At 32.3% G+C, this 12,689-nt stretch carries 11 protein-coding genes and 1 riboswitch; of the genes, 9 read left to right on the top strand and 2 right to left on the bottom strand.

What is annotated here, in order from left to right; all coding sequences use genetic code 11:
- Window positions 1-122: 122 nt before the first annotated feature.
- Together AAON49_RS04815 and AAON49_RS04810 are read left to right on the top strand one after the other, a co-directional pair.
- Window positions 123-1,265, top strand: a complete 1,143-nt coding sequence (locus tag AAON49_RS04815; RefSeq protein ID WP_349553032.1) for a geranylgeranyl reductase family protein — start codon at window positions 123-125, stop codon at window positions 1,263-1,265.
- A gap of 27 nt (window positions 1,266-1,292) precedes the next feature.
- Window positions 1,293-2,057 carry a hypothetical protein gene (locus AAON49_RS04810; RefSeq protein WP_349553031.1) on the top strand — a complete coding sequence of 255 codons (765 nt, stop codon included), beginning with the start codon at window positions 1,293-1,295 and terminating at the stop codon, window positions 2,055-2,057.
- 7 nt (window positions 2,058-2,064) lie between these two features.
- On the opposite strand, the gene AAON49_RS04805 is transcribed toward AAON49_RS04810, so the two are convergent.
- A complete protein-coding gene (locus tag AAON49_RS04805; protein ID WP_349553029.1) occupies window positions 2,065-2,505 on the bottom strand; it encodes a hypothetical protein in 441 nt (146 codons plus the stop codon).
- Window positions 2,506-2,586: 81 nt separating this feature from the next.
- Window positions 2,587-3,843, bottom strand: coding sequence for a methionine adenosyltransferase (metK, locus tag AAON49_RS04800; RefSeq protein WP_349553027.1), 1,257 nt, complete (start codon window positions 3,841-3,843; stop codon window positions 2,587-2,589).
- A 347-nt stretch (window positions 3,844-4,190) separates the two neighbouring features.
- Window positions 4,191-4,336: riboswitch (SAM riboswitch) on the top strand.
- Between the two features lie 117 nt (window positions 4,337-4,453).
- Between metK and thrA the strand changes: the two genes are divergently transcribed.
- The 7 genes from thrA to AAON49_RS04765 all read left to right on the top strand — a co-directional run bounded on the left by thrA (window position 4,454) and on the right by AAON49_RS04765 (window position 12,673).
- Window positions 4,454-7,885 carry a bifunctional aspartate kinase/homoserine dehydrogenase I gene (gene thrA / locus AAON49_RS04795; RefSeq protein ID WP_349553025.1) on the top strand — a complete coding sequence of 1,144 codons (3,432 nt, stop codon included), beginning with the start codon at window positions 4,454-4,456 and terminating at the stop codon, window positions 7,883-7,885.
- Between the two features lie 2 nt (window positions 7,886-7,887).
- Window positions 7,888-9,054, top strand: coding sequence for a trans-sulfuration enzyme family protein (locus tag AAON49_RS04790; RefSeq protein ID WP_349553024.1), 1,167 nt, complete (start codon window positions 7,888-7,890; stop codon window positions 9,052-9,054).
- A 29-nt stretch (window positions 9,055-9,083) separates the two neighbouring features.
- Window positions 9,084-9,491 (top strand): RrF2 family transcriptional regulator, encoded by a 408-nt coding sequence (locus AAON49_RS04785; RefSeq protein WP_349553023.1) that lies wholly within the window; start codon window positions 9,084-9,086, stop codon window positions 9,489-9,491.
- Between the two features lie 116 nt (window positions 9,492-9,607).
- Window positions 9,608-9,862 (top strand): DUF2061 domain-containing protein, encoded by a 255-nt coding sequence (locus AAON49_RS04780; protein WP_349553022.1) that lies wholly within the window; start codon window positions 9,608-9,610, stop codon window positions 9,860-9,862.
- Window positions 9,859-10,482, top strand: coding sequence for a phosphoadenosine phosphosulfate reductase domain-containing protein (locus AAON49_RS04775; RefSeq protein ID WP_349553020.1), 624 nt, complete (start codon window positions 9,859-9,861; stop codon window positions 10,480-10,482). Before AAON49_RS04780 ends, AAON49_RS04775 begins: the two co-directional genes overlap by 4 nt.
- 10 nt (window positions 10,483-10,492) lie before the next feature.
- Entirely contained in the window at window positions 10,493-11,398 is a 906-nt protein-coding gene (gene cysD / locus AAON49_RS04770; RefSeq protein ID WP_349553019.1) for a sulfate adenylyltransferase subunit CysD, read from the top strand.
- A gap of 27 nt (window positions 11,399-11,425) precedes the next feature.
- Window positions 11,426-12,673 carry a sulfate adenylyltransferase subunit 1 gene (locus tag AAON49_RS04765; RefSeq protein WP_349553017.1) on the top strand — a complete coding sequence of 416 codons (1,248 nt, stop codon included), beginning with the start codon at window positions 11,426-11,428 and terminating at the stop codon, window positions 12,671-12,673.
- The last annotated feature ends 16 nt before the right edge of the window (window positions 12,674-12,689 follow it).

The raw sequence follows: 12,689 nt of genomic DNA, 5'->3' as shown, positions 1-12,689 counted from the left end.
CGCTCTCGAAATTGTTGATAGCGAGGCTTTTTTATTTTACAACACGAAAGTTTTTGTAAGAAAGATATTTAAAGTATTTTTCGCTGTGGTTTTTAAAAACAATACATACAATATCGAAAACGATGAAAACATTTGATGTAGCTGTAATAGGAAGTGGTCCAGCTGGAGCTTCAGCAGCATTAAAGCTCGCTGAAAAAGGAATCTCAACTGTAATTATTGAAAAAGAAACCTTACCAAGGTATAAAACTTGTGGAGGAGGTTTTGCTTACAGAGGAAGACGAGAAATGCCTTTTGATGTTGGGCCAGTTGTAGAGAAAGAATTTTTTAGAGTAGATGCTTATTTCGATAAAATTGGAGTACACAAAGTTTCTGAAAGAGATCAACCTATCATTAGTATGGTGATGCGTGATGCTTTTGATGAGTTTTTAGTAAATAAGGCGAAAGAGGAAGGAATCACATTACTTGAAGGCCATAAATTAAAAAACATAACATTTGGTGAAGAGAATATACTTCACACTTCACAAGGAGATATACAAAGTAAATTTATCATTGCGGCAGATGGTGTTTTAAGTCCTACAGCTAAAATTGCTGGTTGGGAAGAAACACGTTTACTAATACCAGCATTAGAATATGAGGTTGAAGTAAATGCTGAAGACTTTGAAAGATTATCTCAAAGTGTTCGATTAGATTTTGATGCAATTCCAATGGGATACGGATGGTGTTTCCCAAAGAAAAATCATTTATCAATAGGATTAGCATCCTTTAGAAGAACCAAGGTTGATTTCAAAAAACTGTATAGAGATTATATGGTTGATGTTCTTAAAATTACTGAACCCATTAGCGAAGAAATGCATGGATTTCAAATTCCAGTAACGCCAAGAACAGATGGATGTGTTCAGAAAAATGTATTCTTAGTTGGAGACGCTGCTGGTTTTGCGGATCCATTAACTGCAGAAGGAATTTCTAATGCAATCTTTTCAGGAATTATGGCTGCTGAGTCTATTATTGAAGGAAATCTTGACTCTAAAGAATCTGAAAAGATTTATAATGAAAAACTAAATGCAAGCTTATTGCCAGAGTTAAAAGTGGGAGTTCGTTTGTCAAAATTATTTTATGATAATGAGAAGATACGAAACTTCCTTATTAAGAGATATGGAGATAGAATTTCAGAAGGAATGACTCAAATTTTAATGGGAGAACGAACCTATCCAACTGATATCATCAAACGAGTAAAGAAAAAACTAGCTCGCGCGATATTCTCATAGAAAATACTTGTTTATTTAGCCCAATTCATGAGTGTATCTACATCCAAAACATTCTTGCCTGCATTCTTAAAAACTTTAGGAATACTTTACCTCTATATTTTTGTAGGACTATTTATAGACAGTGAGTATGTTGTAAAACATTATGGTGATTTACAATGGTTTGCCAATGCATTAATGGTTGTTATATTCTCTATTGTACTTTGGAAAGTAAACTCTAGAGTTAGAGAATTAATGATTTACGCAGTAATCATTGGCTTTGTAGGAGAATATCTTTTTTCAATCGCCTTAGGAATGTATACATATCGATTGGAAAATGTGCCTCATTATATTCCTATGGGACACGCTTTGGTATATATTGGAGTGTTGTATTTTACAAAAACTAGTTTTACCAAACTACATATAAAGCAAATAGAAAAAGCCTTTATAGCAATCATTCTAGTATATTCAACTTTGTTTCTAATTTTTAAAAATGATGTATTTGGATTTGTATTAACCATTGCTACACTATTAATTCTTAGGAAGAAGCCAAGAGAACGATTGTTCTATCTAACTATGTATTTGTCCATTGTGTTTTTAGAGATCACAGGAACAAGTTATGAATGTTGGAAATGGCCTGAGACAGCATTTGATTACTTCACGTTTTTACCAAGTGCCAATCCTCCAAGTGGAATTAGCTTTTTTTATTTTGGACTGGATTTAGGATGTTTGTGGTTATACAAGCAACGCCATAAATTGGCTTGGAGTAGAATGAAGAATTTACGCAAAATTAGAGAAACAAAAATCTTAAATTAATAAACTTTTAAAGAGCATTGCTTATTTCTATTAGTTCATTATTTCTATGTAAATCATTGATAATTTGATATATCTCTTCTTCTATCAATTCTTCAACAAAAATGACCTTACTACTAGTAAAATAATTTCTATATTCATTATACAAAGATTTTAAATGGAGTATGGTCATAAATGTAACCCATCTTTTACTTTCATCATCAAAAGTGAAAGTTACTTCAACAAAGTCTTTTTTTGAGTCAATAATTTTGTCATCAACTACTATCGAGACAATTGAAAGGGGTTTTATAGAAGAGAAGCAATAGCTGGGAATCCAAACATAATATTCATTGTCATTTTTGATTTTAACTTGGTCATGTTTTACATCAACAATAAAGTATCTTTTCCCTTTGGTGATATAATCAGAATAAATCTCTTCAATTATGCAGTATACAAATATTTCCTTCTTCACTTTTAGCTAAATGATTGTTTAATATATAAAAAAACTCCGAAGCTACTGCAACGGAGTTAACACTAAATATATTTCTCTAGATTATAATTGAAAAGCTTCTTTCACTTGATCAACATAATCTAACTTTTCCCAAGTAAATGTTTCTACTTCCTGAGATACAGTTTCTCCCATTGGATTAGAAAACGTTACTGTTTTTATTTCAGGAGTTCTTCCCATATGTCCGTATGCAGCAGTCTCTGAATAAATTGGAGTTCTCAATTTCAAACGTTGCTCAATAAAATAAGGACGCATGTCAAAAATAGACTCTACAACTTTGCTTATTTCTCCATCAGTCATATCAACATTTGCAGTACCATATGTTTCAACATTAATACTTGTTGGTTTTGCAACACCAATCGCATAAGATACTTGTACCAATACTTCTTTACACAATCCAGCAGCTACTAAATTTTTAGCAATATGACGAGTTGCATAAGCTCCAGATCTGTCTACTTTTGAAGGATCTTTTCCTGAGAATGCACCACCACCGTGTGCTCCTTTTCCTCCGTAAGTGTCAACTATAATCTTACGACCTGTTAATCCAGTATCTCCATGAGGACCACCAATAACAAAAATTCCAGTTGGATTGATGTGATAAGTAATATCGTCTGTAAATAATTTCTGTATGTGTGCAGGTAATTTAGCAACCACTCTTGGAATTAAAATATTGATAATATCCGACTTAATTTTTGCCAACATTACTCCTTCATCTTCATCAAAATCATCATGCTGAGTAGATACAACAATCGCATCAATTCTTTGTGGAACATTGTCATCAGAATATTCAATAGTTACTTGAGACTTTGCATCTGGTCTTAAGTAAGTAATGTCTTTGTTTTCTCTTCTAAGTTCTGCTAATTCAATTAATAAACGATGAGAAAGCTCTAATGCTAAAGGCATATAGTTTTCGGTTTCATCTGTTGCATAACCAAACATCATTCCTTGATCACCAGCACCTTGTTCTTCTTTAGAAGCTCTTTCAACTCCTTGGTTAATATCTGGAGATTGTTCGTGAATTGCAGACAATACACCACAAGAATTTCCATCAAACATATACTCACTCTTAGTATATCCAATTTTGTTAATTACATCTCTAGCAATTTTCTGAACATCTAAATATGTTTTAGATTTTACTTCACCTGCTAATACAACTTGACCAGTTGTCACCAAAGTTTCACAAGCAACTTTAGAATCAGCATCAAATGCTAAAAAATTGTCAATCAATGCATCCGATATTTGATCTGAAACCTTATCTGGATGTCCTTCTGATACAGATTCAGAAGTAAATAAATACGACATAATATATCTTTTAAAATTATAAAAAGAGAAAAGTAAGTCTGATTGATAGCCTAAAGAAGTAATGAATTACTGCTTTAGCATTTTTATTATTCTGAAATTCATTTCAGAATCTAGTTTTTCTTAACTAGGTACTGAAACAAGTACAGTACTCGAGGTTGCAATCAGTCAAATTTTTCCTCCAAACTGGCGACAAAATTACCAATTAAATCCGAATTGAAAAACCTTTATAAGAGAAAATAAACAAAAATCAAATTATCGTTAAATAAATAAAAAAAATAAAAAAACATTTGGATATTAATTTTTTCTGACTGAATATTTGTGTTCGAAAAGTTCAATAACTTATTGAAGTGTTATCAAGAAAGGTGGAGGGATTAGACCCTTTGAAGCCTTAGCAACCCTTTGAATGTTTTAAAAACTATTTAAAATTTCAAAGAAGGTGCTAAATTCTACCTTAGTTCTGAATTGAATTCAGAATCTTATGGATAGATAACTAAAGCGAATGTGCTTCCTGCATATTTGTATTTCTTTTTAACATTTTTCTATACCCAATCCTAAGGTTGGATGTTGACTTTTTAAAAATTGATGAATTCATTCATTTAAAAAAAGAAAAATGAACAATCTAAAAGGTTTTAATAAAGACCTTCTTTTATTAGAAATTGAAAACTTTACAACCGAAAATGGTTATACGTTTTCTAGACTACCGTTAAGCTATCAGTTTTTTGGTAAAAAGATTGGAACAGCTCCTGTGGTTTTGGTCAATCATGCATTAACAGGTAATAGTAATGTTTCTGGAGATAACGGATGGTGGAAAGAACTTATAGGCAGTGATAAAGTTATTGATACTCAAAAATATACAATACTTTCTTTTAATATCCCGGGAAATGGTTATGATGGATATACCATTGAAAACTATAAAGACTTTGTTGCTAGAGATATAGCACGTATATTTTTAAAAGGACTTCAAAAATTACAAATAGAACAACTTTTTGCTCTAATTGGAGGATCATTAGGAGGAGGAATTGCATGGGAAATGGCTGTACTGAAACCTCAAATAACCAAACACCTTATTCCGGTAGCTACAGACTGGAAATCTACAGATTGGTTAATTGCTAATTGTCAAATACAAGAACAATTTTTAATTAACTCAAAGAACCCTGTTCATGACGCAAGAATGCATGCAATGCTATGTTATAGAACTCCAGAATCTTTTAAAGAACGATTTCAACGATCTAAAAATGAAGAGTTAAAGATATTCAATGTAGAAAGTTGGCTACTGCATCATGGCGAAAAATTACAAGAACGATTTCAGTTATCTGCCTATAAGTTGATGAATCAATTACTCAAAACAATTGATGTAACCAAAGGAAGGAAAAACAGCCTAAAACTATTGGATAGTGTTGAGGCAGAAATTCATATTATAGGTGTTAATTCTGATTTGTTTTTCACTGCTGAAGAAAATAGAGAAACACACAAACAATTGGCATTAACCCATCCTAATGTTACATACAATGAGATTGATTCTGTACATGGGCATGATGCCTTTTTAATAGAATATAAGCAATTACAGAAAATAGTAGACAAAATATTCAACCCTAATGCCAAAAACAAGAAAGTAAAAGTGTTGAAGTTTGGAGGCAAATCTTTAGCAAACGGAAAGGGAATACAAAGAGTAGTTTCTATTATCAAAGAAAAAGTAATTCAAGGAGAAAACTTAGCAGTTGTTGTCTCCGCAAGAGGGAATGCAACAGACGAATTAGAGTCTATTTTAGAAAAAGCAGCAAAGAATGAATCCTTTAAAGAACAATTAGAATCCTTTAAAGAATACCAATCTGCAGAATCTGATAAAGTTAATTTCTCTAAAGAATTCTCAATTTTAGATAAACTATTTGAAGGGGTAAACTTATTAGGAGATTATAGTAAAAAAATAAAAGACGAAGTATTGGCTCAAGGAGAGTTGTTGTCCATAAAACTTATAGAACAACTGCTAAGAGAGAATAATATTAAAGCTAATGCAACAGATGCGAGGACATTAATAAAAACGGATGAAAATTTTGGAGATGCACAACCTATTTCTAAACTCTCCAGAGAAAATGTTCTCAATCACTTTAAACAGTTTAATGGCAATACAGTAAACATAGTTTCTGGATTTATTGCATCCAATATTAAAAATGAAACAACTACTTTAGGAAGAAACGGAAGTAATTATACCGCATCTTTGTTAGCCAATTATATAGATGCTGAAGAACTACAGAACTACACACATGTTAACGGAATTTATACAGCCAATCCAGATCTAGTAAAAGATGCTGAAAAAATTGAAGAATTATCTTTTAATGAAGCTAATGAGCTTGCCAATTTTGGAGCTTCAGTTTTACATGCAAAAACAATGATTCCCTTAATAGAAAAGAATATTCCTCTACGCATATTAAACACATTCAATCCAAAAGATAGTGGAACTTTAATCAAATCGAAACCAAAAAGGATGGGCGCTGCTAAATCACTTTCAGTATTAGATCTTGTAGCGTTACTTCATTTAGAAGGAAGAGGTCTCTTAGGAAAAATTGGTGTAGATGCTAGAATATTTAAAGCTTTAAGTTCGCATAATATTAGTGTAAGCATTATATCTCAAGGTTCTTCCGAAAGAGGTATTGGACTGATTATAGACAAACAAAAAGCAGAAGCCGCTGTAAAAGCTTTAGAAAAAGAATTTGAAAACGATTTGCAAACTAGAGATGTAAGCGCAATAGAAATTGTAAATGATGTTGCAGTGATTTCTATTGTAGGGCAAGATTTAAGCACATTTCATAAGCCTTATAACGCCTTAATTAAAAACCAAATTGTACCACTTTTGTTTAACAATGCGGTAACGGGAAGAAATGTGAGTTTGGTTGTTAAAAAAGCACAATTACACAAAGCATTAAACGTATTACATGGCGATATTTTTGGGATTTCAAAAAAAATAAACCTTGCTGTATTTGGACATGGATTGGTAGGTGGAACTCTAATCAATCAAATAATTTCTTCAGCCAAAGAGATTGAAAAAAGAAAAGGAGTAAAGCTTAGTATTTTTGCCATAGCCAACTCAAAAAAGGTATTGCTTAATGAAAACGGAGTAACCAAAGATTGGAAAGAAGCACTTGAAAAAGAAGGAAACTTATATCAGATTCAAGATGTCATTCAATTTGCCAATGAACATCACTTAGAAAATTTAATCGCTATAGATAATACTGCGAGTAAAAAATTTGTAACCCAGTATGATCAACTTATTGAGAATGGTTTTGATCTAGTTTCTTCAAATAAAATTGCCAATACAATAGAATTAGACTTCTATCGTGAATTAAGAAACAATCTTCAGAAACATCAAAAAAGATATCTGTATGAAACCAATGTTGGCGCAGGGTTACCTTTAATAGATACAATTAAACTTTTACATCTTTCAGGTGAAAACATTACACGAATTAGAGGTGTTTTTTCAGGATCTTTAAGTTATTTGTTCAACAGTTTTTCTGAAGAAGAAAAATCTTTTTCAGAAGTGCTTCAAGAAGCTATAGATAAAGGATTTACAGAGCCAGACCCTAGAGAGGATTTATGTGGAAACGATGTAGCAAGAAAACTATTGATTTTAGCTAGAGAATTAGATTTGCACAATGAGATTGATGATGTAGAAATTCAAAATTTGATTCCCAAACCTTTGCAAACGATCAATAGAAAAGAGTTTCTAGAATCTTTAGGTAAAATGAATAATAAATATCAACTAATAAAACAAGATCAAAAAGAAAATCATGTACTAAGATATATAGGAGATCTTTCAGGAAACCTTTCAGACGATCATGGAGCAAAACTTGAAGTGAAATTAGTGTCAGTTCCTCAAAATTCTCCTTTAGGTTCCTTAAAAGAATCCGATTCTCTATTTGAAATTTATACAGAATCATATGGAAACCAACCCATTGTAATTCAAGGAGCAGGAGCAGGAGCAGAAGTCACAGCCAGAGGAGTCTTTGGTGATATTTTAAGATTAATCGAAACTAACGCAGAAAAATAATTATGAGTAATAATATAGAAACACAAGTTATTAGAAACCAACTAGAAAGAAGTCAGTTTCAAGAACATTCAACACCACTATACTTAACATCAAGTTTTGTTTTTGAAGATGCTGAAGATATGAGAGCATCTTTCTCAGAAGAAAAAGAAAGAAACTTATACAGTCGTTTTTCCAATCCAAATACATCTGAATTTGTAAACAAGATCGTAGCTATGGAAAATGCTGAAGCCGGATATGCATTTGCTACAGGAATGGCAGCAATTTTTTCAACCTTTGCCGCACTCTTAAACTCAGGAGATCACATTATTTCTTGTAGGTCAGTATTTGGGTCAACTCATTCACTATTTACCAAATACTTACCTAAATGGAATATTACTACAAGTTATTTTAAAGTAGATGAAACAAATAACTTAGAAAGCTTAGTAAAAGAGAATACAAAGGTCCTTTATGTAGAAACACCAACCAACCCAGGAGTAGATGTTCTTGATTTAGAAGCTTTAGGGAATTTTGCAAAAAAGCATAACCTAATTTTTATTGTAGATAATTGTTTTGCTACTCCGTATCTACAAACACCAATAACCTATGGAGCTGATTTGGTTGTACATTCAGCAACGAAATTAATTGACGGCCAAGGTAGGGTTTTAGGAGGCATAGCTGTTGGAAGAAAAGATTTGATACAAGAGATTTATTTGTTTTCAAGAAATACAGGACCAGCTTTGTCACCTTTTAATGCTTGGGTTTTATCTAAAAGTTTAGAAACATTACCAATAAGAGTAGAAAAACATTGTGAAAATGCATTGAAGGTTGCTAAGTTTTTAGAAGAGCACCCAAAAGTGAATGTAGTTAGATACCCTTTTTTAAAATCACATCCTCAATATAAGGTCGCCAAAAAGCAAATGAAATTAGGAGGAAACATAGTGGCTTTTGAGATTAAAGGAGGAATAGAAGCAGGGAGGAATTTTTTAAACAATATTCAAATGTGCTCTTTGTCGGCAAATTTAGGAGACACAAGAACCATAGTAACACATCCAGCTTCAACTACACATAGTAAATTAAGTGAAGAAGATAGATTAGAAGTAGGTATAACAGACGGATTGGTAAGATGTTCTGTAGGCTTAGAGAATGTAGATGATATAATAAAAGATATAAACCACGCTTTACAGAATTAACAGCGAGATAAAAATTGTATTTTTGCGATATGCTTTCTAAAAGAACAAAATACGGATTAAAGGCTTTGGCGTATATAGCACGCCAAGAAGACAAATCTCCAGTGCAAATTGGTACGATAGCCGCTAACGAAAATATTTCACATAAGTTTTTAGAAAGCATATTGCTAATCCTTAGAAAATCAGGGTTTTTAGGAGCCAAAAAAGGCAAAGGAGGAGGTTATTATTTATTAAAAGAAGCCTCAGATATTAAAATGACAGATGTCATAAGAGCCTTAGAAGGTCCTATAGCAATGCTACCTTGTGTTAGTTTGAATTATTATGAAAAATGTGATGACTGTCCAGATGAAGACGCATGCTCAGTTCACAAGTTAATGATTCAAGTTAGAGATAATACATTACAAGTACTTCGCAATAATACACTCTCAGATTTAGTTTAAAAATCTCTTAATTATTATCAAATAGTTAAAATTTAAAAAAAAGCTTTGTAGTAACAAACGAAATGATACATTTGCAACTTAAATCCTAGTAATCCTATAGGGTAATAGTATTTATAATGATTATAGAACAAAACATCAATAGAAAAAGGCATTACAGAGAAGATAAACTCTCAGAAACTCCTTTCAGAAGTGTCACGAAATCTGTGAGCTGGAGAATCTTAGGAACCTTAGATACAATTATCATCTCTTGGTTTATCACTGGTGAAGCATCAGTAGCTTTCTCAATTGGAAGTATCGAGTTAGGAACAAAAATGATACTCTATTTTTTTCATGAAAGAGTATGGAATACAATTAAATGGGGCAAAAAATGAATACTGTAGAAATAACAATAGAACAATTCAATAGAAAGTTTAAAAACGCGAGACCACAAGAGATTATTCAGTGGGCTTTATCTATTGCAAAAAAACCTGTAATCACAACCAATTTTAGACCTTATGAAAGCGCCATTCTATATGCTGTGAATTCAGAAAGAAAAGATATCGATGTGATTTGGTGTGATACAGGATACAATACGCCTCAAACTTATCGTCATGCAGAAAAACTGACAAAAAAGTTAGATTTAAATGTACATCTATATGTTCCTAAACAAACTGTAGCACATAGAAATGTAACTCTTGGACTTCCTTCTATTGATAATCCTAAGCACGAACTCTTTACAAAGCAAGTTAAGTTAGAACCCTTCCAAAGAGCAATGGAAGAGCATCAGCCCGATGTTTGGTTTACCAATCTAAGAAAAGGTCAAACAGCTTTTAGAGATAAAATAGGAATTGTTTCAAAAAGTAAAGATGGAATCTTAAAGATAAGTCCATTTTATCATTGGTCAGATCAAGAACTAGATAGCTATTTGTTAGAACATAATTTACCTAATGAGCAAGTGTATTTCGATCCAACAAAAGTAGAAAACAATAGAGAATGCGGATTGCATATTTAAAAGAGATAAGATGAGTACAGAAATATTAAAAGTAAACGCCTTAGAAAGCGAAGCCATATATATCTTAAGAGAAGTAGTGGCACAATTTGAAAAACCAGTATTGTTATTTTCTGGAGGAAAAGATAGCATAACTCTAGTGCGATTAGCACAGAAAGCATTTTTCCCAGCAAAGATTCCTTTTCCTCTATTGCATATAGATACAGGGCACAATTTTTCAGAAACTATCAAATTTAGAGATCAATTAGCTAAAGAATTAGAGGTAGAACTTATTGTAAGACATGTTCAAGATAATATAGACAAAGGAAGAGTAAAAGAAGAAAAAGGAAAATACGCTAGTAGAAACCTTTTGCAAACAGAAACGCTACTGGATGCAATAGAAGAATTTGGTTTTGATGCTTGTATTGGAGGTGCTCGAAGAGATGAAGAAAAAGCCAGAGCCAAAGAACGTATTTTCTCTGTTCGAGATGACTTTGGACAATGGGATGAAAAAAACCAACGGCCAGAATTGTTCGATATGCTTAATGGTAGAATAGATTTAGGTCAGAATGTAAGAGTATTTCCAATATCAAACTGGACAGAATTAGATGTATGGTCATACATTCAAAGAGAAGAAATAGAAATCCCATCCATCTATTTTGCTCATAAAAGACCAACTTTTGTTAGAGACGGATTCATCTGGTCTGCTGCCGATGATATAGTTTATAGAGAAGAAGACGAATTAATTGAAGAAAGAACAGTTCGATTTAGAACAGTAGGAGATATGAGTTGTACTGCTGCGGTTTTATCATCAGCATCAGACGTTAATACGATTGTAAACGAAATAAGAGAATCTTCCATTTCAGAAAGAGGCGCAAGAATAGATGATAAACGCTCTGAAGCAGCAATGGAAAAAAGAAAACAACAAGGATACTTTTAATTGAGTAATAAGTAAAGAGAAAAGAAAATGAAAGTTATAAAAATAGCAACAGCAGGAAGCGTAGATGATGGAAAAAGTACACTCATTGGTCGACTTTTATATGATACGCATTCCCTTACAGAAGATAAATTACAAGCTATAGAAGAAAAGAGTAGACAACGCGGATTCGATTATTTAGATTTTTCATTAGCAACAGATGGTTTGGTAGCAGAAAGAGAACAAGGAATTACCATAGATGTGGCACATATCTATTTCTCTACTCTAAACACTAGCTTCATTATAGCCGATGCTCCAGGGCATATAGAATATACAAGAAACATGGTAACAGGAGCTTCAACAGCACAAGCTTCTATTGTTTTGGTTGATGCTAGAAATGGTGTGGTAGAACAAACCTATCGTCATTTCTTTATCAACAATCTATTACGTATTAAAGACGTTGTTATTGCTATCAATAAAATGGATTTAGTTGACTATTCAGAAGAAAAATTCAATCAAATCAAAGGAGAAATAGAATACTTAGCTTCTAAAAGCAATTATCCAGATCAGAATATTACGTTCATTCCACTCTCAGCTTTACAAGGAGATAATGTTGTTGAAACCTCTGAAAATATGCCTTGGTATCAAGGAAGAACATTACTTAGACACTTAGAAGATTTACATCAAGAAGATGCACAAGAGAAATCTGAAACACGATTTCCAATTCAAACAGTAATTAGACCCAAGACTCAAGAGTACCATGATTTTCGAGGTTATGCTGGAAAAGTATATGGAGGAGATTTAAGTGTTGGTGATGAGATTATTGTACTGCCTTCTAAAACAAGATCAAAAGTGAAAAACATTCATTTCTTTCATCAAGAATATCATACAGCAAAAAGAGGAAGTTCAGTTACTGTTGAACTTGAAGATAATGTGAATGTGAGTAGAGGAGATATGTTGGTAAAAGCTAATCAAACACCTGAAATAGTTAAAGAATTATCAGCAACAATTTGTTGGATGGATAAGACACCTTTGCAACCATCAGCAAGATATTATGTAAAACATGGTGTTCATGATGTGCAGGCAAAAGTGATGGACATTTCATCTGTAATTCATACAGATTTTTCAGGAAAAGAGTTAAGTCCTTCAAAACTTACATTAAACGAAATAGGGGAAGTTCAATTAAAATTAAGCAAGCCAATTTTTATCGATAGTTATGATAAAAACAAAGCCAACGGAGCCTTCATTTTAATTGATGCTAAAACAAACAACACAGCAGGAGTTGGTTTTGTAAACTAACTCGAAAAATAAACAA

Origin of the sequence: Pseudotenacibaculum sp. MALMAid0570, from assembly GCF_040151415.1 — a bacterium.
In the GTDB taxonomy this organism is placed as follows: Bacteria; Bacteroidota; Bacteroidia; order Flavobacteriales; family Flavobacteriaceae; genus Polaribacter.
This window is presented reverse-complemented; position numbering and strand designations above follow the sequence as displayed.